This is a genomic window from Arcobacter aquimarinus, from assembly GCF_013177635.1.
In the GTDB taxonomy this organism is placed as follows: domain Bacteria; phylum Campylobacterota; class Campylobacteria; order Campylobacterales; family Arcobacteraceae; genus Aliarcobacter; species Aliarcobacter aquimarinus.
This window is the reverse complement of the sequence record NZ_CP030944.1, coordinates 226763-253174: the sequence shown is the minus strand read 5'-3', so window position 1 is coordinate 253174 and position 26412 is coordinate 226763. Positions and strand designations below refer to the sequence as shown.

Annotated in this window: 11 protein-coding genes; all 11 read right to left on the bottom strand. The window is 29.9% G+C overall.

Annotated elements, in window-relative coordinates; genetic code table 11:
- Positions 1-12: 12 nt before the first annotated feature.
- The 11 genes from AAQM_RS01255 to AAQM_RS01205 all read right to left on the bottom strand — a co-directional run bounded on the left by AAQM_RS01255 (position 13) and on the right by AAQM_RS01205 (position 26406).
- The gene (locus AAQM_RS01255) at positions 13-345 is read right to left on the bottom strand and encodes a YnfA family protein (RefSeq protein ID WP_129094514.1); all 333 of its coding nucleotides are present in this window, start codon (positions 343-345) and stop codon (positions 13-15) included.
- On the bottom strand, positions 342-701 hold the full coding sequence (locus AAQM_RS01250) for a gamma-glutamylcyclotransferase family protein (protein ID WP_129094515.1): 360 nt from the start codon (positions 699-701) through the stop codon (positions 342-344). The genes AAQM_RS01255 and AAQM_RS01250 overlap by 4 nt, the downstream gene beginning before the upstream one ends.
- 9 nt (positions 702-710) lie before the next feature.
- On the bottom strand, positions 711-1424 hold the full coding sequence (locus tag AAQM_RS01245; protein ID WP_128986886.1) for an LrgB family protein: 714 nt from the start codon (positions 1422-1424) through the stop codon (positions 711-713).
- Positions 1421-1768: a CidA/LrgA family protein gene (locus AAQM_RS01240; RefSeq protein ID WP_129094516.1), complete on the bottom strand. Its 348-nt coding sequence runs from the start codon at positions 1766-1768 to the stop codon at positions 1421-1423. The genes AAQM_RS01245 and AAQM_RS01240 overlap by 4 nt, the downstream gene beginning before the upstream one ends.
- A gap of 9 nt (positions 1769-1777) precedes the next feature.
- Positions 1778-2170, bottom strand: coding sequence for a tautomerase family protein (locus AAQM_RS01235; protein WP_128986884.1), 393 nt, complete (start codon positions 2168-2170; stop codon positions 1778-1780).
- A 14-nt stretch (positions 2171-2184) separates the two neighbouring features.
- Positions 2185-3027 (bottom strand): NAD(P)-dependent oxidoreductase, encoded by an 843-nt coding sequence (locus AAQM_RS01230; RefSeq protein WP_129094517.1) that lies wholly within the window; start codon positions 3025-3027, stop codon positions 2185-2187.
- Between the two features lie 113 nt (positions 3028-3140).
- Positions 3141-5057, bottom strand: a complete 1917-nt coding sequence (gene tkt / locus AAQM_RS01225; RefSeq protein ID WP_129094518.1) for a transketolase — start codon at positions 5055-5057, stop codon at positions 3141-3143.
- Positions 5058-5139: 82 nt separating this feature from the next.
- Positions 5140-5940 (bottom strand): sensor histidine kinase, encoded by an 801-nt coding sequence (locus tag AAQM_RS01220; RefSeq protein WP_129094519.1) that lies wholly within the window; start codon positions 5938-5940, stop codon positions 5140-5142.
- A 45-nt stretch (positions 5941-5985) separates the two neighbouring features.
- A complete protein-coding gene (locus AAQM_RS01215) occupies positions 5986-22605 on the bottom strand; it encodes a vWA domain-containing protein (protein WP_171920635.1) in 16620 nt (5539 codons plus the stop codon).
- A 132-nt stretch (positions 22606-22737) separates the two neighbouring features.
- A complete protein-coding gene (locus tag AAQM_RS01210; RefSeq protein ID WP_129096095.1) occupies positions 22738-24243 on the bottom strand; it encodes an HlyD family type I secretion periplasmic adaptor subunit in 1506 nt (501 codons plus the stop codon).
- 3 nt (positions 24244-24246) lie between these two features.
- Positions 24247-26406 carry a type I secretion system permease/ATPase gene (locus AAQM_RS01205; protein ID WP_129096096.1) on the bottom strand — a complete coding sequence of 720 codons (2160 nt, stop codon included), beginning with the start codon at positions 26404-26406 and terminating at the stop codon, positions 24247-24249.
- Positions 26407-26412: the final 6 nt, after the last annotated feature.

Sequence of the window (26412 nt, the reverse complement as noted above, 5' to 3'; positions counted from 1 at the left end):
TTGGTTTTATGATTACCCAACTTTTTGATTACCCAAAAATATCACACTAGCACCCAATATACAAATACTTGCACCTATGATATCCCAGCGATTAAAACTCTCTTTTTCAATAAAAACCAACCACAACAAAGAAGCAACTATATAAATCCCACCATAAATAGCATAAACTCTTCCTGCATTTTCCACATCAATTTTTGTTAAAACATAAGCAAAAAGAACTAAAGAGATAACTCCCAAAGCTAACCATAAAGGAGTTCTTTCAAGTCTAAAATATAACCAAAAAGCAAAACAGCCAAATATTTCAAAAAAGGCTGCAAGAAAAAATATTCCAAGATTTCCTATCATAAAATCTCTTCTTTTAACTCTTCCTCACTAGCTTTTAAAACATAAATAAATGTATCAACTTCTAGTTCATCATATCTTTCAACTGTAACAGAAACTCTTTCAAACTCAACTCCTTCAAATTCATCTAAAAAATCCCAATGATTTATTAGATTATCAGAATAAAACAAAAATCCATGAACTGTGTCTGCATTTTCATTTAGTTTGATTCCAGGATAACCCATACTAGCACTCCATCCTGCATCTATTAATTTTCCTTTTACAGTTGCAGGAATAAATTTTCCTACAATATTTTCTAAAACATGTCCATTTGGACAGTTTGGCATCAAAGTTCCATATACAAAAAGTGTCTCTTTCAATTTTTTTCCTTATTTAAAAAAACTAATTATAATTGGAAGAAAAACTGCTGTAAATATTCCACTAAGTCCCATAGCCAATGCTCCAAAAGCTGCTGCTTTTTCACTTATTTCAATAGCTCTTGCTGTTCCAATTCCATGAGATACAAGTCCAAGAGCAAAACCCTTTGAAGTATCGTGTTTTACTTTAAAAATTTTAAAAACAATTGTTCCAAATAAAGCTCCAATAATTCCAGTTATAAGTACAAATCCAACAGCTAAAGATGGTATTGCACCTATTTGTTCAGATGTGATTATTGCAATTGGAGCAGTGATTGATTTTGTTGTCATTGATAAAATAGTTGGAAGTTGTGCATCAAAAATATATAAAAACCCAATAGCAATAGCTACTGAAAAAAATCCTGCTATGAATAGTGTTAAAACTATAGGTAAAAAAAGTGATTTTATATATTTTAAGTTTCTATATAAAGGAAGTGCTAAAGCAACTGTTGCAGGTCCTAAAAAGAAATGAATTATCTCAACACTTTTAAAATACTTTTCAAAAGAAGTATTTGTAAAAACAATCAAAGATAAAATAATCACATAAGCTATGATTATTGGTTGTAAAAGTGTATGCTTATTAAATTTTTCATAAATAATAATTCCTAATTTAAAAGCTGCTAAAGTAATAATAAGCCAAGTAAGTGGCGTTGAATTTATATAATTTGTTAATGCTTCAAAATTCATTTTTCATCTGCCTTCGAAGTTAAAAAATCCATAAATTTTGCTGCAAAAACAAGTGCAATTAATGTACCAAAAAATAAAGCTATACTTATCGCCCAAAACTCTTTACTTATAATATCAATTTGTGTGATTATTCCCATTGCTGCTGGAATAAAAAGTAAAGGAAGATATCTTAAATGAAGTGCTACAGCATTATCCAAACTAGGGAAACTTCCTTTTTTTATAAGTAAATAAACTAAAAGCAAAACCATCCCAATAACAGGACCTGGAACTAATAACTCAAATAATTTAGCTATACACTCACCTATAAACTGAAAAACTAATAAAACTATAATACCTTTTAACAAACCTTTTCCTTATGCAAGTGGGTCTTCTCCAGATGTCCAAGTAGCTAAATATTTTTCAACTAAATGAAAATCTTCACCTTTATGTTCTGTAAATGTTATATATTGATTTTTAGGATTTATCCCAAAGTTTTCTTTTATAACATCCATAAATTTTAAAGCCAATTCTCTTCTTTTTTCAATTGTTCGCCCTTCTCTAATATCTAAATTCATCAAACAAATATCATCAGTTGGCAAAGCTCTTCCAATTGTTAAACTATATTTATCATATTCTCTTAAACTAATAGCTATATGGTCTGTTCCTGTATCCATAATTTGACTAAATGCATTTCTAATCTCTTTTACAAACTCTTCTTTAGTATCATTTGATACTTTTTTATTTATCTCAAATTGTAAATGTGGCATTTGTTGGTTTCCTTTTAGTTTTTAAATAATTGATATATTGAAGAGAAATCTTCTTCACCTTTTCCCAACATTTTCATTTTTGAAAATAACTCTTTTGGAATAGCAGCACTATAAAGTGGCTTTTTTAATTCATAGGCTAAATTTTGTAATAAATGTAAATCTTTATTTATTGCATTATTTGAAAAATGTGCAGAAAAATCCTCATCTATTATTTTTTGTGTTTTCGCCTTTAAAACAAGTGATTGACCACCACCTACTCCTAAAATTTCTAAAGCTTTTTCTTTAGGAATTTCACAACTTTCAGCCATAGCTGTACATTCAGCAATTGTAGCCATAAATGAACCTAAACACAAATTATTTATTAGTTTCATTTTTGTTGCACTTGAAGGTATAGGAAGATAAAAAATCTCTTTTGCAATTTTTTCTAAAATAGGTTTTACAGCTTCAAAAGTCTCTTTTTTTCCAGAACTTACAACTGTTAATTCACCTTTTAATGCAGGTGCAACAGAACCAAAAACAGGATTTTCAAGATAATTTCCTCCCTTTGAATTCACATCTTCATGAAATTTTAAAACATCTTCATAATGATTTGTTGTTAAATCAATAATTGTTTTACCTTTTAAATCATCACTTGTAAATTTGTTTAATATTTCGCTTACTCCATTACTATCAAATAAACAGATAAATACAACATCACATTTTTTAAATAACTCATTTGGAGTTTCTACTTTTTCATAAGGTAGATTTTTTATTTTTTCTTTATTTCTATTGTAAACAAGTAAGTTTTCACCAATATCACTCAATCTTTTGCAAATAGCTTGCCCTAAATTTCCAAGCCCTATAAATCCTATTGACATAAATTTCTCCTTAGATTAATAATTACATTATAGAAGAATAACATAAAAAAAAGATGATATTTGAAAATTAATTAAAAAGTTAATAGATGAGAAAAACTCATCTATTTTAAAAGTTATTTTTTGAAGTCTGCTACGATTTTAGCTTTTAATTTATCTATAGTAAATCCAAACTCTTCAAATAAATCATTTGCAGGTCCTGATGCTCCAAAAGTATCCATTCCATATACAAAATCAGCAAATTTATAATATTCTAAACCTCTAGCTGCTTCAACTGCAAAAACTTTTGTATTTTTATCAATTACTTGATCTATATAAGATTGCTCTTGCTCAACAAATAAATCATAACAAGGAACAGAAACAATGTTTGCAAAAATTCCCTCTTCTTCTAATTTACAAGCTGTTTGAAGTGCCAACATCAACTCACTTCCAGAAGCCATAATAGTAATATTTGCATTATCTCTTTTTTTAAGTAAATATGCTCCATTTGCTACACTTCCAAATGCTTTTTCATCTTTTAAAACTCTTAAACCTTGACGTGAACAAACAAACGCTGTTGGAGCATTCATTTTTAAAGCAACTTTCCAAGATTCAACATTTTCGCTTGCATCAGCAGGTCTAAATGTATAAAAATTAGGTAATGCTCTAAATTGTGTTAAATGCTCAATTGGTTGATGTGTTGGTCCATCTTCCCCAACTCCAATAGAATCATGTGTCCAAATAAAGTGTTGAGGAATTCCTGCTAGTGCTGCAATTCTTGCACTTGGTTTTAAATAATCAGAGAAAACAAAGAATGTTGCACTATAAACTTTGAATAATCCATATAAATTCATAGCGTTAGTCATTGCAGCCATTGCGTGTTCTTTAATACCAAAATGGATATTTCTTCCATTTGGAAAATCCCCCATATCTTTTAATTCTGTTTTATTTGAAGGTCCTAAATCAGCACTTCCACCTAAAAATCCTGGAATTGCTTTTGCAATAGCATTTAAAATTTTATGATTTGAATCTCTTGTAGCTACACTACTATCCGCTTCAAATGTTGGATATTCGATAGAATCAAAGTTTGGATTCTGAAGTTGAGCTATTTTAGTTTTAGCTTCTTCTGATAATGATTCACTCCAAATATTTTGAGCAGTAGAACCTACAATTAATTTATCAAATGCACCTTTAACATCAGCAGGTACAAAAAATTTCTCTTTTGGATCAAATCCAGCTTTTTCTTTTGATTTAGCAATTTCATCTTCACCTAATGGTGCTCCATGAGAATGATGACTTCCTTCCATTGTTACAGCACCTTTAGCGATAGCTGTTTTTGCAATAATTAATACAGGAAGTGTAGATGCTTTCGCAGTAACCAATGCTTTATCAATCTGTTCAAAATTATGTCCATCTATTTCAATAACTTCAAAATCAATAGCTTGGAATCTTTTTTTAACATTTTCACTCCAAGATAAAGAAGTATCACCTTCAATTGTAATATTATTTGAATCATAAATAATTACCAAATTATCAAGTTTTAAGTGTCCAGCAGTTGATGTTGCTTCATAAGAGATTCCCTCTTGTAAATCTCCATCTCCACATAAACAATAAACTTTATGATTGATAACATCACGTCCAAGAAGATTTTGAGCATATTTTGCGGCCATTGAAAAACCTACTGCATTTGCAATACCTTGACCTAATGGTCCAGTTGTAATTTCTATACCATGAGTATGACCATATTCTGGATGTCCAGGAGTTTTAGAATGTGTTTGTCTGAAGTTTTTCATATCATTAATCGATACATTAAACCCCCAAAGATGTAATAATGAATAAACTAATCCAGTAGCATGTCCACCTGAAAAAACTAATCTATCTCTATTTAGCCATTTTTCATCAGCTGGGTTTACATTTAAGTGTTTACTTAATACAGTTGCAATATCTGCAAGTCCCATAGGAGCACCTGGATGTCCTGAGTTTGCTTGTTGTACCATATCAGCTGCTAAAAATCTGATTGTATCTGCTTGTTTTTGAAGTAATTGTTTTGACATAAATATCCTATTTGAAAGTGAGGTTTTCTAATTTTTTTGTGGATTATATCTAAATTAGTTTGAATACAAAATGAAGTAAAATCTAGTTTTTCGGAATTGTTATCTTAAAAAAAGCACCTTGCGAATAATTTTTTACTTCTAATTTTCCATTTAAATTTTTTTCTATAATCAATTTTGACATAAATAAGCCAAGTCCTGAACCATTTGTTTTTTGATATGTAAAAAAAGGTTCAAATATTTTTTCAATAGGAATTACATTTATTCCTCCAGCATTATCTTCAACAGTTGTCACAATATTATTATTTTCTTCAAATATAGAGATTTTAATATATGGATTTTCTATTTTTCTTTGCACTAAAATATCTTTTGCATTACTAATTATATTTATTAAAACTTGTGAATAATCATTTTTATATCCTATTAACTCTGGATTTTTTTGGATTATGATGTCAAGTTTTATATTATGTGCTTTTAATCCTCCACTTATAATATTTATTGTTGAATTTATTTGTTCTAAGAGTTTAAATTTTATTTTCTCTTTATCTGTTGAAAAAAAATCTGTAAAATCATCAATTGTATTTGACATATATCGCGTGATATGATTCAATTTTTGTATAGCTTCTAAAACTTCCTCTTTATCTAAAGTATCTGTTAAAGAAAGTTTTGCTTCGATTGGTAAAAATAAAGAATTTATTTCCATAAGTGGTTGCCTCCATTGATGAGATATATTTCCTAACATTTCACCTAGAGATGCTAATTTTGATTGTTGAAACATCAATTTGTCTTTTTCTCTATTTTTTGCAACTTCTTCTTGTATTTTTTTTTCAAGTTCTTTATTATGATGTTCAAGTTCTAAAAAATCATCTATTTTTGTTTGTCTCATTTACTTACTCTATTGTTATAAAAAGAAGAGAATTTTCTCTTCTTTTTAAATATCTGGAATAACATCAATATCATCTTCTATCAACAATTTTACTGTTGCATTAGTATAAACATTATAATTCTTTCCATCAATTTGTTGAGTTTGTCCTTTTACCCAATCAGTAGCTGGCTTATCAAGTTCTACAATATCTCCCAAATCTCCTTTTATTATTAATTCTTTATTATTTAAATCTAAAATATCTTGTAATTCAACTTTTAATTTATCACTTGTATCACTATTTTCCATATCAATAACATCTGTAGTTTTAGTAATAACTTTAGATAAATCTATATCTTCTCCAGTTAATTGTTGAACATTTTCAGCTTTTTCATTAATAACTTTGACTTCAGCTTCAATATCATATTTTACTTTATCTCCATTGTTATCACTAGCTTCAACTGTAAATACTTTTATTTCCTCTGTAAATTTAGAAGATTTAGCATAATATTTATATTCACCTGTTTCAAAATCAACTGTTAATTTAATATGATTATCACCACTAACTATTCCATTTATTGGGAATGTATCTTTTGTATATACCGTTCCTTCAAATGTAATAGTATCAGCTGTAATTTTTCCATCTCCACCAATAACATTATCTAAGAAGTTACCTTCAACTAATAATTCTTGAACTGTATCTTCTAAAGTTTGACTCAATTGTGTAGCATTAGAGATAATTGTTACATCATTTGACACTGCATTTAAATGTGTATTTAATGAACTTGTTCCTATTCCAATAGCATATGATTTGTCAATATCTAAACTCTTAAATTGTGTAGATAATGTTTGATTTACACCATTTGCACTAGTATTTAATACCCACTCACCGTTACTATCTTGTTTCATCCCATAATTTGGTTGCCCATCAGATACAAAATAAGAAACACTTTTTCCATCACTATAAGGTACTGGTGTAGAATTCATTGTATTAATAACTTTCAACAATGCATCATCATAATTTGTCATATTTTTCGTAGAAATATTATTTATTAAATTTATAGCTGTTTGTGAATCAACCCAAACTCCTTTGATTTCTGCTGTATTACTAAATGTAGTTAAGAATACTTTAACCTCTCCTAATTCTGTATATTTATTTACTAAATTAACCATTGCAGTTTTTGCTAAAGTTATCTTATCACCTTTCATACTTCCAGAATTGTCTATAGTTAATACTAAGTTATATTTAAACGAATTCATTTTAGCTTGTTCAGACTCACTTACTGCATAAAGAGTTGCATCGCTATCTATTGCCTCTTTTACATTATTTAAGCTACAAGCAGCTTGTGAACTTGCTGTTGCTGTAATTTTTAAATCAACATATTTTGTACCTTCTGGAACAATCATTTTTATATTGTTATAATCAATTGATTTAGCTCCAGCTGGAACTATTACTTCCCAAACTCCATTTCCTAAATTTTTAATATCTTGTAAATTAAAGCTTGCACCTTCTGGAACATTACTAATCTTTACACTTAAAACTCCATCTGTACCTGTTTTTAATGCTGCACTAAAATCAACTTCATATTCTAATGTTGAAATATTTTTTTCAATTGTAACATTACCAATAGTTTTACCATCTGCAAAAATAACACCATCTATATTATTTATAACTAATGTTCCTATTACCTGTGTTTTATCCTTATCAGAATATTGAGTAATTGTTCCATCTAGTCCTGTTTCACCTGAATGAGTGTTTATATTCCATGAATAATATGTTGAAGCTTTACCTAAAAATAATGTATCTTTACCAGCACTATCATTAAGAGTATTATTATAACCTTTTAAATCTCCTAAAATTGCTATAAAATCATTACCACCCATTGGTTCTATTTTAGCATTTCCATTAAGATTAGCATTTATTACAATAATATTATCAGCAGATGAAGCTTTTAAGAAATCATTATTATCTAAATTTTCATTAACAATTATATTAGTTGCACTAGTTGTAGTATTATTTCCAATATTTTTCAACTCAGTATAACTACCCTTATTATTTAATATATCAGAAATATTATATGTTTTGTTTCCAACTTTCGCAACTATCTCATTTATATCTTCAAAAGATGATATTTTTCTAACATCAATACTTGTAACAGGAGTATAAACTTCAGATATAACCGAAACTTTTAACCCAACATCAAATGTTGTTGTATCTCCATTTACATCACTTGCATTTACTTTAAATCCAACATTTTCAACACTAAATTTAGATGATTTAGCATAATATTTATACTCACCTGTTTCAAAATTAAATGTTAATTTAATTTTATTATCTCCAGTAATCACTCCATTTATAGGGAATGTATCTTTTGTATATGTTTTTCCATCTATCACTATAGTATCAATTTTTACTTTTACATCGCCACCTGAAATATTATCAGCAACTGTTCCTTCATAAATTAACTCTTGAATTGTTCCTTCTAAAGTATCACTTAGCTGATTAGCATCACTAATAACTGTCACATCATCTGTTATATTATTTAGATGTGTATTTAATTCTGAAGTACCTATTCCAATAGCATAAGATTCATCAATATTTAAATTTTTAAATTGATCTGCAATTTCTTTAGTAACAGATTCAGTAGTTGAACCATTTCCTGATATATTCCACTCACCATTAGAATTCTTAACCATTTTATATGTTGGTTGTCCATCTGATACAAAGTAAGAAATTGTTTTTCCATCTAATGGAGCAGGGTTTTTACTTAAAGTATCAATATTTTTTAATAAAGCATCATCGTAGTTTGTACCACCACTAGCCGTTATTTGATCAATTAAAGATATTGCTTCTGCTGGTGTTACCCATAAACCTTTAATTTCACCATATTGATTGAATACATTTAATGTAACTCTTACTTCTCCTAAGTCTGTATATTTATTTACTAAGTTAACCATTGCAGTTTTTGCTAAAGTTATCTTATCACCTCTCATACTTCCAGAGTTGTCTAAAGTAATCATTATATTATATTTAAATGATTCCATACAAACTTGGTCACTCTCTCCTACAGAATGAACTGTTGAATCATTTGCTTCTGCTATTGCAAAGTTTTTACCATCATTATTATCATTTTTCTCTGTTGCAGTTGCTGTAATTTTTAAATTTACCCAATCTGTTCCTTGAGGTACATTATTCATAACTAAAGTATCAGAAATAGAAGTTGATCCAGCTGGAACTTTTACATTCCAAGAACCATCTGAATTTTTTGTAACTTCATATTTTGTACTTGATAATTCAGCACCATTTGGTACATTACTAATTTTAACTGTTAATGTTTCACTTCCATCTATATCTCTTAATGCGGCATTAATTTCAACAGTATATTCTCCTGAAGATAATTTTACTGCATCAATACTTGTTGTTGGTGTATCTGAAACAGCATTAATTTTAATAACTGTTGTATATTCATCACTAAATTTTCCATTTCCATCTCCAACCTCAAATTTAAAGCTTCCATCAATATCACTATTAATTTTTGGTTCAAAAATAACTTTTTCTGCACCTACATCCGCTAATTTAATAATTTGATTTTCAAAAATCTCAATTTTTGTATCTTGTGTTGCTACACTTATATTTCCTTCTTTATCTATTATTGTTTCACCTTCTTTAACCAATAAATAAAGTTTTCCACTTTCTAAATTTGGTAATTCAGTAATTTTAAACTCTTTTGTATTTACTGATACTTCACCAAAATCTGTCACTTTTAATGTATAAGTTTCATCTTCATTAGTAATCATACTATCATCTGTAGATTTTAAAACAGGTGTAAAATCAAAAGTTTTTTCTACAGAATTTACTTTTTCATAATTTCCACCATTTATTTCTAATACTTTTATAACAACATTAGATAAATCACCTAAATCTTTTCCATCAACTGTTAATGTCGCTCTTCCTGTTGCATTTATAACAACATTATTATAAATCACTCCATTTACCTCTATTTTAGCCGTAGCATTTCCTTGAGGTGGATGTTGAAGTTGAACATCAAATGTTACACTACCATTATCTGCTGAAACATCTATTATTTCTGGATTTAAAACCTCTTTATATGTAATTTTATTAATCAAATAATCATCATCATGATTTGGTGCTGTAAACTCAACTTGATCAAAAGTTCCCAAACTACCATCATTATTTACTAATTCAAAAGTATAAGATAAATCTACTCTATCTGTTCCTCCTTGCGCCTCAACAGATCTTATTAATTCACCATCTGGAGTATAATAATTTACTTTTGCTTTCGTATTACTTCCTCCACCTTTAACTTCTGCATATCCTACAATATTGCCATCATTTATAAATGTAATTCTTGCTGTTTCACCATTATGTCTCCATGCAAAAGCAACATCCAAAGAATTAATGTCTTTATCAAATTCAAAAATTAATTTTTCACTCTTTCCATTTCCAAGATTTCCTAATTCTGAACTAGCTCCACTTCCTGTAGTATTTCCTTCCACACCAAATCCATCATGATTTGTACCTGTAACAACAGAAATATTTTTTAAATTACCATCTGTATCTGTAGCACTAATTTTAACTCCTGTAAGATCATTGAATTCAGTATTTACATCTATAATCTTTGGAGCTGTGGCTGTGGCTGTAATTTCAATACCTATTGGATCAACATCATCATTAATAGTTATAGTAGCTGTTTTTCCAGTTATATCTATTTTAGAGTTTGATACTTCTTGTATTGATACATCATATGTTGTAGTACCTTGTTTATAATAATCATCAATTCTATTTGTTTCAACATTGATAGGTCCAGTTGTTGTTTCACCTGCTTTAATAGTTACAACCTGCCCTGTACTTAATGTAATATTTAAATCTTCAGTAAAAAATTTTCCATTTGAAATACTGATTTCAACAGTACCTAAAACTTTTTCACCAGTAGAAATTCCACTTTCTTTTTCTTCAACAATACTTCCAGTTATTATTAATATTGGTTTATCTCCATCTGTTGGAACATCTGGCGTATCTGGGTTATTATCATCTTCATCATTTATTACAGCTGTTGCTGAAGATGTTCCTAATGTTGCATTTTCAGCATTAGAAATACTTAATCCAAACCCTTCTGATATTTCATAGATATCATCATCTGTTGCTGTAAATGTAAAGCTTGGTGTTCCTGTACTTCCTTTTGGAATTACTACTTCAAATGTTCCTGCTACTAATGCATCTATTTGAGATGATGTTAATGTTACTGTATTACCATTTGCATCTGTATACTCTACTTTACTTATATCTTCTTTTGTAATCTCTGTTAAATTAAGAGTTACTTTTACTTTTGTATCAAAGTTACTTGTATTTGTTTGAGATATTGTAAATGTTGCTGTATCTGTTGGTCCCTCTGTTGCTACTGCATCTGTTGCTACTATTGATACTACTGGTTTATCTCCATCTGTTGGAACATCTGGCGTATCTGGGTTATTATCATCTTCATCATTTATTACAGCTGTTGCTGAAGATGTTCCTAATGTTGCATTTTCAGCATTAGAAATACTTAATCCAAACCCTTCTGATATTTCATAGATATCATCATCTGTTGCTGTAAATGTAAAGCTTGGTGTTCCTGTACTTCCTTTTGGAATTACTACTTCAAATGTTCCTGCTACTAATGCATCTATTTGAGATGATGTTAATGTTACTGTATTACCATTTGCATCTGTATACTCTACTTTACTTATATCTTCTTTTGTAATCTCTGTTAAATTAAGAGTTACTTTTACTTTTGTATCAAAGTTACTTGTATTTGTTTGAGATATTGTAAATGTTGCTGTATCTGTTGGTCCCTCTGTTGCTACTGCATCTGTTGCTACTATTGATACTACTGGTTTATCTCCATCTGTTGGAACATCTGGCGTATCTGGGTTATTATCATCTTCATCATTTATTACAGCTGTTGCTGAAGATGTTCCTAATGTTGCATTTTCAGCATTAGAAATACTTAATCCAAACCCTTCTGATATTTCATAGATATCATCATCTGTTGCTGTAAATGTAAAGCTTGGTGTTCCTGTACTTCCTTTTGGAATTACTACTTCAAATGTTCCTGCTACTAATGCATCTATTTGAGATGATGTTAATGTTACTGTATTACCATTTGCATCTGTATACTCTACTTTACTTATATCTTCTTTTGTAATCTCTGTTAAATTAAGAGTTACTTTTACTTTTGTATCAAAGTTACTTGTATTTGTTTGAGATATTGTAAATGTTGCTGTATCTGTTGGTCCCTCTGTTGCTACTGCATCTGTTGCTACTATTGATACTACTGGTTTATCTCCATCTGTTGGAACATCTGGCGTATCTGGGTTATTATCATCTTCATCATTTATTACAGCTGTTGCTGAAGATGTTCCTAATGTTGCATTTTCAGCATTAGAAATACTTAATCCAAACCCTTCTGATATTTCATAGATATCATCATCTGTTGCTGTAAATGTAAAGCTTGGTGTTCCTGTACTTCCTTTTGGAATTACTACTTCAAATGTTCCTGCTACTAATGCATCTATTTGAGATGATGTTAATGTTACTGTATTACCATTTGCATCTGTATACTCTACTTTACTTATATCTTCTTTTGTAATCTCTGTTAAATTAAGAGTTACTTTTACTTTTGTATCAAAGTTACTTGTATTTGTTTGAGATATTGTAAATGTTGCTGTATCTGTTGGTCCCTCTGTTGCTACTGCATCTGTTGCTACTATTGATACTACTGGTTTATCTCCATCTGTTGGAACATCTGGCGTATCTGGGTTATTATCATCTTCATCATTTATTACAGCTGTTGCTGAAGATGTTCCTAATGTTGCATTTTCAGCATTAGAAATACTTAATCCAAACCCTTCTGATATTTCATAGATATCATCATCTGTTGCTGTAAATGTAAAGCTTGGTGTTCCTGTACTTCCTTTTGGAATTACTACTTCAAATGTTCCTGCTACTAATGCATCTATTTGAGATGATGTTAATGTTACTGTATTACCATTTGCATCTGTATACTCTACTTTACTTATATCTTCTTTTGTAATCTCTGTTAAATTAAGAGTTACTTTTACTTTTGTATCAAAGTTACTTGTATTTGTTTGAGATATTGTAAATGTTGCTGTATCTGTTGGTCCCTCTGTTGCTACTGCATCTGTTGCTACTATTGATACTACTGGTTTATCTCCATCTGTTGGAACATCTGGCGTATCTGGGTTATTATCATCTTCATCATTTATTACAGCTGTTGCTGAAGATGTTCCTAATGTTGCATTTTCAGCATTAGAAATACTTAATCCAAACCCTTCTGATATTTCATAGATATCATCATCTGTTGCTGTAAATGTAAAGCTTGGTGTTCCTGTACTTCCTTTTGGAATTACTACTTCAAATGTTCCTGCTACTAATGCATCTATTTGAGATGATGTTAATGTTACTGTATTACCATTTGCATCTGTATACTCTACTTTACTTATATCTTCTTTTGTAATCTCTGTTAAATTAAGAGTTACTTTTACTTTTGTATCAAAGTTACTTGTATTTGTTTGAGATATTGTAAATGTTGCTGTATCTGTTGGTCCCTCTGTTGCTACTGCATCTGTTGCTACTATTGATACTACTGGTTTATCTCCATCTGTTGGAACATCTGGCGTATCTGGGTTATTATCATCTTCATCATTTATTACAGCTGTTGCTGAAGATGTTCCTAATGTTGCATTTTCAGCATTAGAAATACTTAATCCAAACCCTTCTGATATTTCATAGATATCATCATCTGTTGCTGTAAATGTAAAGCTTGGTGTTCCTGTACTTCCTTTTGGAATTACTACTTCAAATGTTCCTGCTACTAATGCATCTATTTGAGATGATGTTAATGTTACTGTATTACCATTTGCATCTGTATACTCTACTTTACTTATATCTTCTTTTGTAATCTCTGTTAAATTAAGAGTTACTTTTACTTTTGTATCAAAGTTACTTGTATTTGTTTGAGATATTGTAAATGTTGCTGTATCTGTTGGTCCCTCTGTTGCTACTGCATCTGTTGCTACTATTGATACTACTGGTTTATCTCCATCTGTTGGAACATCTGGCGTATCTGGGTTATTATCATCTTCATCATTTATTACAGCTGTTGCTGAAGATGTTCCTAATGTTGCATTTTCAGCATTAGAAATACTTAATCCAAACCCTTCTGATATTTCATAGATATCATCATCTGTTGCTGTAAATGTAAAGCTTGGTGTTCCTGTACTTCCTTTTGGAATTACTACTTCAAATGTTCCTGCTACTAATGCATCTATTTGAGATGATGTTAATGTTACTGTATTACCATTTGCATCTGTATACTCTACTTTACTTATATCTTCTTTTGTAATCTCTGTTAAATTAAGAGTTACTTTTACTTTTGTATCAAAGTTACTTGTATTTGTTTGAGATATTGTAAATGTTGCTGTATCTGTTGGTCCCTCTGTTGCTACTGCATCTGTTGCTACTATTGATACTACTGGTTTATCTCCATCTGTTGGAACATCTGGCGTATCTGGGTTATTATCATCTTCATCATTTATTACAGCTGTTGCTGAAGATGTTCCTAATGTTGCATTTTCAGCATTAGAAATACTTAATCCAAACCCTTCTGATATTTCATAGATATCATCATCTGTTGCTGTAAATGTAAAGCTTGGTGTTCCTGTACTTCCTTTTGGAATTACTACTTCAAATGTTCCTGCTACTAATGCATCTATTTGAGATGATGTTAATGTTACTGTATTACCATTTGCATCTGTATACTCTACTTTACTTATATCTTCTTTTGTAATCTCTGTTAAATTAAGAGTTACTTTTACTTTTGTATCAAAGTTACTTGTATTTGTTTGAGATATTGTAAATGTTGCTGTATCTGTTGGTCCCTCTGTTGCTACTGCATCTGTTGCTACTATTGATACTACTGGTTTATCTCCATCTGTTGGAACATCTGGCGTATCTGGGTTATTATCATCTTCATCATTTATTACAGCTGTTGCTGAAGATGTTCCTAATGTTGCATTTTCAGCATTAGAAATACTTAATCCAAACCCTTCTGATATTTCATAGATATCATCATCTGTTGCTGTAAATGTAAAGCTTGGTGTTCCTGTACTTCCTTTTGGAATTACTACTTCAAATGTTCCTGCTACTAATGCATCTATTTGAGATGATGTTAATGTTACTGTATTACCATTTGCATCTGTATACTCTACTTTACTTATATCTTCTTTTGTAATCTCTGTTAAATTAAGAGTTACTTTTACTTTTGTATCAAAGTTACTTGTATTTGTTTGAGATATTGTAAATGTTGCTGTATCTGTTGGTCCCTCTGTTGCTACTGCATCTGTTGCTACTATTGATACTACTGGTTTATCTCCATCTGTTGGAACATCTGGCGTATCTGGGTTATTATCATCTTCATCATTTATTACAGCTGTTGCTGAAGATGTTCCTAATGTTGCATTTTCAGCATTAGAAATACTTAATCCAAACCCTTCTGATATTTCATAGATATCATCATCTGTTGCTGTAAATGTAAAGCTTGGTGTTCCTGTACTTCCTTTTGGAATTACTACTTCAAATGTTCCTGCTACTAATGCATCTATTTGAGATGATGTTAATGTTACTGTATTACCATTTGCATCTGTATACTCTACTTTACTTATATCTTCTTTTGTAATCTCTGTTAAATTAAGAGTTACTTTTACTTTTGTATCAAAGTTACTTGTATTTGTTTGAGATATTGTAAATGTTGCTGTATCTGTTGGTCCCTCTGTTGCTACTGCATCTGTTGCTACTATTGATACTACTGGTTTATCTCCATCTGTTGGAACATCTGGCGTATCTGGGTTATTATCATCTTCATCATTTATTACAGCTGTTGCTGAAGATGTTCCTAATGTTGCATTTTCAGCATTAGAAATACTTAATCCAAACCCTTCTGATATTTCATAGATATCATCATCTGTTGCTGTAAATGTAAAGCTTGGTGTTCCTGTACTTCCTTTTGGAATTACTACTTCAAATGTTCCTGCTACTAATGCATCTATTTGAGATGATGTTAATGTTACTGTATTACCATTTGCATCTGTATACTCTACTTTACTTATATCTTCTTTTGTAATCTCTGTTAAATTAAGAGTTACTTTTACTTTTGTATCAAAGTTACTTGTATTTGTTTGAGATATTGTAAATGTTGCTGTATCTGTTGGTCCCTCTGTTGCTACTGCATCTGTTGCTACTATTGATACTACTGGTTTATCTCCATCTGTTGGAACATCTGGCGTATCTGGGTTATTATCATCTTCATCATTTATTACAGCTGTTGCTGAAGATGTTCCTAATGTTGCATTTTCAGCATTAGAAATACTTAATCCAAACCCTTCTGATATTTCATAGATATCATCATCTGTTGCTGTAAATGTAAAGCTTGGTGTTCCTGTACTTCCTTTTGGAATTACTACTTCAAATGTTCCTGCTACTAATGCATCTATTTGAGATGATGTTAATGTTACTGTATTACCATTTGCATCTGTATACTCTACTTTACTTATATCTTCTTTTGTAATCTCTGTTAAATTAAGAGTTACTTTTACTTTTGTATCAAAGTTACTTGTATTTGTTTGAGATATTGTAAATGTTGCTGTATCTGTTGGTCCCTCTGTTGCTACTGCATCTGTTGCTACTATTGATACTACTGGTTTATCTCCATCTGTTGGAACATCTGGCGTATCTGGGTTATTATCATCTTCATCATTTATTACAGCTGTTGCTGAAGATGTTCCTAATGTTGCATTTTCAGCATTAGAAATACTTAATCCAAACCCTTCTGATATTTCATAGATATCATCATCTGTTGCTGTAAATGTAAAGCTTGGTGTTCCTGTACTTCCTTTTGGAATTACTACTTCAAATGTTCCTGCTACTAATGCATCTATTTGAGATGATGTTAATGTTACTGTATTACCATTTGCATCTGTATACTCTACTTTACTTATATCTTCTTTTGTAATCTCTGTTAAATTAAGAGTTACTTTTACTTTTGTATCAAAGTTACTTGTATTTGTTTGAGATATTGTAAATGTTGCTGTATCTGTTGGTCCCTCTGTTGCTACTGCATCTGTTGCTACTATTGATACTACTGGTTTATCTCCATCTGTTGGAACATCTGGCGTATCTGGGTTATTATCATCTTCATCATTTATTACAGCTGTTGCTGAAGATGTTCCTAATGTTGCATTTTCAGCATTAGAAATACTTAATCCAAACCCTTCTGATATTTCATAGATATCATCATCTGTTGCTGTAAATGTAAAGCTTGGTGTTCCTGTACTTCCTTTTGGAATTACTACTTCAAATGTTCCTGCTACTAATGCATCTATTTGAGATGATGTTAATGTTACTGTATTACCATTTGCATCTGTATACTCTACTTTACTTATATCTTCTTTTGTAATCTCTGTTAAATTAAGAGTTACTTTTACTTTTGTATCAAAGTTACTTGTATTTGTTTGAGATATTGTAAATGTTGCTGTATCTGTTGGTCCCTCTGTTGCTACTGCATCTGTTGCTACTATTGATACTACTGGTTTATCTCCATCTGTTGGAACATCTGGCGTATCTGGGTTATTATCATCTTCATCATTTATTACAGCTGTTGCTGAAGATGTTCCTAATGTTGCATTTTCAGCATTAGAAATACTTAATCCAAACCCTTCTGATATTTCATAGATATCATCATCTGTTGCTGTAAATGTAAAGCTTGGTGTTCCTGTACTTCCTTTTGGAATTACTACTTCAAATGTTCCTGCTACTAATGCATCTATTTGAGATGATGTTAATGTTACTGTATTACCATTTGCATCTGTATACTCTACTTTACTTATATCTTCTTTTGTAATCTCTGTTAAATTAAGAGTTACTTTTACTTTTGTATCAAAGTTACTTGTATTTGTTTGAGATATTGTAAATGTTGCTGTATCTGTTGGTCCCTCTGTTGCTACTGCATCTGTTGCTACTATTGATACTACTGGTTTATCTCCATCTGTTGGAACATCTGGCGTATCTGGGTTATTATCATCTTCATCATTTATTACAGCTGTTGCTGAAGATGTTCCTAATGTTGCATTTTCAGCATTAGAAATACTTAATCCAAACCCTTCTGATATTTCATAGATATCATCATCTGTTGCTGTAAATGTAAAGCTTGGTGTTCCTGTACTTCCTTTTGGAATTACTACTTCAAATGTTCCTGCTACTAATGCATCTATTTGAGATGATGTTAATGTTACTGTATTACCATTTGCATCTGTATACTCTACTTTACTTATATCTTCTTTTGTAATCTCTGTTAAATTAAGAGTTACTTTTACTTTTGTATCAAAGTTACTTGTATTTGTTTGAGATATTGTAAATGTTGCTGTATCTGTTGGTCCCTCTGTTGCTACTGCATCTGTTGCTACTATTGATACTACTGGTTTATCTCCATCTGTTGGAACATCTGGCGTATCTGGGTTATTATCATCTTCATCATTTATTACAGCTGTTGCTGAAGATGTTCCTAATGTTGCATTTTCAGCATTAGAAATACTTAATCCAAACCCTTCTGATATTTCATAGATATCATCATCTGTTGCTGTAAATGTAAAGCTTGGTGTTCCTGTACTTCCTTTTGGAATTACTACTTCAAATGTTCCTGCTACTAATGCATCTATTTGAGATGATGTTAATGTTACTGTATTACCATTTGCATCTGTATACTCTACTTTACTTATATCTTCTTTTGTAATCTCTGTTAAATTAAGAGTTACTTTTACTTTTGTATCAAAGTTACTTGTATTTGTTTGAGATATTGTAAATGTTGCTGTATCTGTTGGTCCCTCTGTTGCTACTGCATCTGTTGCTACTATTGATACTACTGGTTTATCTCCATCTGTTGGAACATCTGGCGTATCTGGGTTATTATCATCTTCATCATTTATTACAGCTGTTGCTGAAGATGTTCCTAATGTTGCATTTTCAGCATTAGAAATACTTAATCCAAACCCTTCTGATATTTCATAGATATCATCATCTGTTGCTGTAAATGTAAAGCTTGGTGTTCCTGTACTTCCTTTTGGAATTACTACTTCAAATGTTCCTGCTACTAATGCATCTATTTGAGATGATGTTAATGTTACTGTATTACCATTTGCATCTGTATACTCTACTTTACTTATATCTTCTTTTGTAATCTCTGTTAAATTAAGAGTTACTTTTACTTTTGTATCAAAGTTACTTGTATTTGTTTGAGATATTGTAAATGTTGCTGTATCTGTTGGTCCCTCTGTTGCTACTGCATCTGTTGCTACTATTGATACTACTGGTTTATCTCCATCTGTTGGAACATCTGGCGTATCTGGGTTATTATCATCTTCATCATTTATTACAGCTGTTGCTGAAGATGTTCCTAATGTTGCATTTTCAGCATTAGAAATACTTAATCCAAACCCTTCTGATATTTCATAGATATCATCATCTGTTGCTGTAAATGTAAAGCTTGGTGTTCCTGTACTTCCTTTTGGAATTACTACTTCAAATGTTCCTGCTACTAATGCATCTATTTGAGATGATGTTAATGTTACTGTATTACCATTTGCATCTGTATACTCTACTTTACTTATATCTTCTTTTGTAATCTCTGTTAAATTAAGAGTTACTTTTACTTTTGTATCAAAGTTACTTGTATTTGTTTGAGATATTGTAAATGTTGCTGTATCTGTTGGTCCCTCTGTTGCTACTGCATCTGTTGCTACTATTGATACTACTGGTTTATCTCCATCTGTTGGAACATCTGGCGTATCTGGGTTATTATCATCTTCATCATTTATTACAGCTGTTGCTGAAGATGTTCCTAATGTTGCATTTTCAGCATTAGAAATACTTAATCCAAACCCTTCTGATATTTCATAGATATCATCATCTGTTGCTGTAAATGTAAAGCTTGGTGTTCCTGTACTTCCTTTTGGAATTACTACTTCAAATGTTCCTGCTACTAATGCATCTATTTGAGATGATGTTAATGTTACTGTATTACCATTTGCATCTGTATACTCTACTTTACTTATATCTTCTTTTGTAATCTCTGTTAAATTAAGAGTTACTTTTACTTTTGTATCAAAGTTACTTGTATTTGTTTGAGATATTGTAAATGTTGCTGTATCTGTTGGTCCCTCTGTTGCTACTGCATCTGTTGCTACTATTGATACTACTGGTTTATCTCCATCTGTTGGAACATCTGGCGTATCTGGGTTATTATCATCTTCATCATTTATTACAGCTGTTGCTGAAGATGTTCCTAATGTTGCATTTTCAGCATTAGAAATACTTAATCCAAACCCTTCTGATATTTCATAGATATCATCATCTGTTGCTGTAAATGTAAAGCTTGGTGTTCCTGTACTTCCTTTTGGAATTACTACTTCAAATGTTCCTGCTACTAATGCATCTATTTGAGATGATGTTAATGTTACTGTATTACCATTTGCATCTGTATACTCTACTTTACTTATATCTTCTTTTGTAATCTCTGTTAAATTAAGAGTTACTTTTACTTTTGTATCAAAGTTACTTGTATTTGTTTGAGATATTGTAAATGTTGCTGTATCTGTTGGTCCCTCTGTTGCTACTGCATCTGTTGCTACTATTGATACTACTGGTTTATCTCCATCTGTTGGAACATCTGGCGTATCTGGGTTATTATCATCTTCATCATTTATTACAGCTGTTGCTGAAGATGTTCCTAATGTTGCATTTTCAGCATTAGAAATACTTAATCCAAACCCTTCTGATATTTCATAGATATCATCATCTGTTGCTGTAAATGTAAAGCTTGGTGTTCCTGTACTTCCTTTTGGAATTACTACTTCAAATGTTCCTGCTACTAATGCATCTATTTGAGATGATGTTAATGTTACTGTATTACCATTTGCATCTGTATACTCTACTTTACTTATATCTTCTTTTGTAATCTCTGTTAAATTAAGAGTTACTTTTACTTTTGTATCAAAGTTACTTGTATTTGTTTGAGATATTGTAAATGTTGCTGTATCTGTTGGTCCCTCTGTTGCTACTGCATCTGTTGCTACTATTGATACTACTGGTTTATCTCCATCTGTTGGAACATCTGGCGTATCTGGGTTATTATCATCTTCATCATTTATTACAGCTGTTGCTGAAGATGTTCCTAATGTTGCATTTTCAGCATTAGAAATACTTAATCCAAACCCTTCTGATATTTCATAGATATCATCATCTGTTGCTGTAAATGTAAAGCTTGGTGTTCCTGTACTTCCTTTTGGAATTACTACTTCAAATGTTCCTGCTACTAATGCATCTATTTGAGATGATGTTAATGTTACTGTATTACCATTTGCATCTGTATACTCTACTTTACTTATATCTTCTTTTGTAATCTCTGTTAAATTAAGAGTTACTTTTACTTTTGTATCAAAGTTACTTGTATTTGTTTGAGATATTGTAAATGTTGCTGTATCTGTTGGTCCCTCTGTTGCTACTGCATCTGTTGCTACTATTGATACTACTGGTTTATCTCCATCTGTTGGAACATCTGGCGTATCTGGGTTATTATCATCTTCATCATTTATTACAGTTAAAATAGGAGTATTATCAATTACCACACTATCAAATTGTTCTTGATTAGAAACTGTTTCTATTTCAATAGTAAATTCTTCTGTTATTTCATAGATATTATCATTAATTGTTTCAACTTCAAAAGTAATTTCACTTGAACCAGCTGGAATAATTACACTTTTCACCTCAATAATATCATCACCTGAAGCAGTAATATATGTATATCTAAATGTTACCTCTATATCTTCAATAGCTATAATAGGATTTCCTTCATCATCAGTTAATGTTAATTTATATATTGCATTTTCACCTTCAATTACATCTACTTTAACAGGAAATAATTTTATATTTACATTTATTATTGGCGTAATTTCACTTACAATTCCGATAGGAGTACCTGTATCAACAGGCACACTTGATATAGATTCAGATAAATTTTCCCATATATCTGTTTCGCCTATATCATTTAACGAATCTTCTAATGGAGAAAAAATTGAATTAAAAGAAGATGCATTTGTGTTACTAGTACCTTGCTCTCCACCAGCTGCTGCTGCATCCAATGCTTCAATTAAAGTTTGAAAATCTGAAATTAAAGTTAAATCTTTTCCTAAATCTACAGGATTAGTTATTAATGCTTCTAACTTATCAATTATTTCACTACCATTAAAAGCATCATTTTGAATAACATTATCAATACTACCTTCATTAATTGTTTTATTAATAATAATAGCTGTAGGGTTTTCAATCTCTGAAGAATTTTCTTGAAGAAAAGGTACTATTCCTTTTAAATCAATTTTTATTACTTTTCCATCAACATTAAATTGTAAAGATACTGTCTGCTGATCATCTTTAAAATTAAGTGTATAACTAGTGAATCCATTAGAAAATACATACTGTTCACCTTTTACAGCACTAAGCTCTAAATCTTTGTTTAGGTCTATAATCTTAACTTGATTATCTGATTTTATTGTTAACTTCATTTGATATCTCCATTAATATTTTAACTATTTTATTCTAGTATATTATAATAATAAAGTCTCTAAAAAGTTTTTTTTTGTTAATTTTTTTATTATTTTAAATAAATAAAGTTAATTTAAATTTACCTAATTTATTTATCTTTCATGTAGTGATTCTTGTTTTACTTTTAAAATAGGTTTTAATATAAAATCTAAGATTGTTTTTTTACCAGTAACTATATCTACTGTAGCTATCATTCCAGGAATAATTGGAAGTTTTTTCCCTTTTCTCTCTAAATAATTTTTGTCAGTTTTTACTAATACACGATAATAACTTTTACCTTCTTTTGAATCTTTATCAACTATAGTATCTGCTGATATTTCAACAATTTTTCCATCTAAACCACCATAAATAGAAAAGTCATAAGCTGTAATCTTTATTATAGCTTTTTGGCTTGGATTTATAAATGCTATATCTTTCGGGTCAATTTTTGCTTCTACGACTAAAGCATCACTTAAAGGAACTATTTCAATCAAATCAACTCCTGATTGAACAACTCCTCCAATAGTATTAAAATTTAATTGTTTAATAATCCCATCAACTGGTGAAGTAATAGTTGTTTTATCAACTTTATCTTTATCTCCGATTAGTCTTGCTTCAAATCTATTTATTTGACTAACCGTTTTTTGTAGTTCATTTGATGCTTCTGATTTAAAAGTATTTAATCTTTCTTGAATCCTATTTCTAGCTTCAATAATTGCATAATTAGATCTTGAAATAGATAGTTTTGCAGTTTGTAAATCACCTTTTGTTTGATTATATTCTTTTTCAACATTTAACAAATCAAAATTCGATTTTATTCCTCTTTCAACCAATTTTCTTATAGTTTTTCTTTGCTCTTCAATAAATCCTAAGCTATCGTTTAGTTTTTTTATAGTGCTTTCAATCTCTTTTAATTCTTGAATCTTTTGATTTTCTTGGCTTTGAAGAACATTTATAGAAGATTTTAATTCTCTGAATCTATTTTCTAATAATAATTTTTCATTTATATAATATTTCGATGAATCATTCATAACTTTTTCATCAAATTGTAATTCTGGTAACTCTTTTTCTATATCAATTGTAGATTCAATTTCTAATCTAGTTTTTAATGCTAATAAAGATAAATATTCTTGTCTACTTTCTTCTAAAGTTGCTTGAAATCTCGTAGTATCTATTTTCATTAATGGATCATCAAACTTTACAGTATCACCTTCTTTTACAAAAATTTCTGAAATAATCCCACCATCTAAAGATTGAACTGTTTGTATTTTATCTGTTGGAATTACTTTTCCATTACCTCTTGCTAATTCATCAATTTCAGCAAGACTTGCCCAAAGTAATAAAATCAAAAAAATACCTGTTATTAAAATAAATATAATTTTACTCACCGAATTTGGTTTTTCGTTTGAATCAGAATAAGAAGAATATATAAAATTCAAATCTTCTTCTTTTTTATCATCTCCTAATCCATATAGTTTTTTTATGCTATCAATTATACCAAATGAGATTTTTTTTCCATTCTCTTTTGTTTTTATTTTCTTATTTTTATTTTCAGCAACAGTCAAATGTTCAGGTTTTTCTATAGTTTCTTCTTCAATAAGATTTTTTTCAATACTCATCATTTATCCTAACTTAGTTGTGAAAACTTGATCTTTAGGGCCATCAACAATTATTTTACCATTTTCAATAATTATTACTCTATCCACTAATTGTAATAGTGAAGTTTTGTGAGTTACTACTATTAAAGTTTTATCTTGCACAATATTTTGTAGACGATTTATAAAAGATTTTTCAGATTGTCTATCCATAGAATTTGTTGGTTCATCAAGCATTATAATATTTGGATCAGAAATTAAAGCACGAGCAAGAGTTACAGATTGTCTTTCACCACCTGAAAGTCCATCTCCTCTTTCACCTACTAATAAATCATATCCTGCTTCATGTTTCCCCAAAAAATCATCAAGTCCAGCAATTTTAGAAACTCTTAATAATTCTTCATCTGAAACATACTGCTCACCTATTGTAAGATTATCTTTAATCGTACCCATAAATAAAAATGGTTCTTGAGGAACACTTCCTATAGCATGCCGTAAATCAACTGGATCAATCTGTCTTGTATCCAACCCATCTATTAAAACAGAGCCTTTTGTTGGTTCATACAAATTCATTATAAGTTTTAACAAAGTAGATTTACCTGAACCAATTTTTCCTAAAATTGCAACTTTCTCACCTTGTTTTATTTTTAAATTAATATCTTTTAAAGTCTGATGATTTTGTTCTTTATATGAAAATTGAACATCTTTTAATTCAATATCACCTTTTAAATTAGGACGGCTAATATATGTTTTATTCTCTTTTTCAACAGGCATTTTCATAACTTCATCAAGATTGTTTAATGACAACATTGTTCTATCAAATTTAATTATCATTCCTACAAGTTGAGATATTGGCGCTATTACTCTTCCATTTAAAATCATTGCAGCAATAATTGCCCCCATTGTTATTTCACCTTCTTGTGCTAAATAAACACCAGCAGCAACAATAGCAATATTTGAAAATTGAGATATAAATCCTGTCAAATAAGTAATACTTTGAGATAAAAAATGACCTTTATCAGCAAAATGAACTGTTTTATTTATAGAATTATCCCAATGTGTTTTCATTCTATTTTGTGCTTTTACGCTTTTTATTATCTCTAATCCAGAAACTGTCTCTATAAGAGTAGTCTGTTTTATCTGCTCTTCTTTTACAGATTTTTCTATTATTGTTTTTAATGGTCTTTGTAAATACCAAGATATTAATAAAGATATAATTACTGTAGTAATAGTGATATAAGCTAAAGGTCCAGCAATAAAAAATATAACCATAATAAATATAATAACAAATGGGAAATCTACCATAGCAGCAATGGTTGCACCTGTAAAAAACTCTCTTACACTTTCAAAAGATTGCAGTCTACTTACAAATTGTCCTGTAGAAGCTGGTTTAGCCTCAAGTTTTATGTTTAGTAAATGATTAAATATCTTATTTGACATTATTGTATCTGCTCTTTTACTTGCAATTCCTAAAAAATATGAACGTAATACTTTTAATAACAAATCAAATATCATAACAATAGAAATTCCAATAAATAATGCCCATAAAGTTTCTATTGCATTATTTGGTAAAACTCTATCATACACATTCATGGTAAACAAAGGTGTTGCTAAAATGAAAATATTTATAAATAAAGAAACAACTACAACTTGTTTATAAATACCTGCATTTCTTCTTAATGTTCCCCAAAACCAATCTTTTGGATTGTCAACTACCACTTGTTTTTCTATTCTATTATTAAAATTATACTCAGGTTTAATAATTATTACTTCACCCGTATATTCACTCTCCAATTTTTCTATAGTCATTTGAGTTTCGCCAGAAATTAATCCAGGAATTATTACTTGTGCAACACCTTTTTTAAGATCATAATCTAGTAAAACACATGCTCTTCTTTTATCTAAAATTAATACAGAAGGAAGTGCTAATTTTGTTATATCTTTTATCTTTTCTCTTTTGACTGTTTTGGTAACTAATCCTATTCTTGAAGATGCTTGATGAAACATTGATATATTCATTGATGCTTTATGTATTGGTAGACCAAATGTAAGAGATTCAGCAGAGGTTTCTCTATTATGATATTTTGATAAAAAAAGTAGACAACCCAATAAGTCATCTACTTTTCTTCTATCTTTTAAGTCACCTAATGTTTCATTTTCTATTAAATTAGAATGATTATTTTCCAATATGTA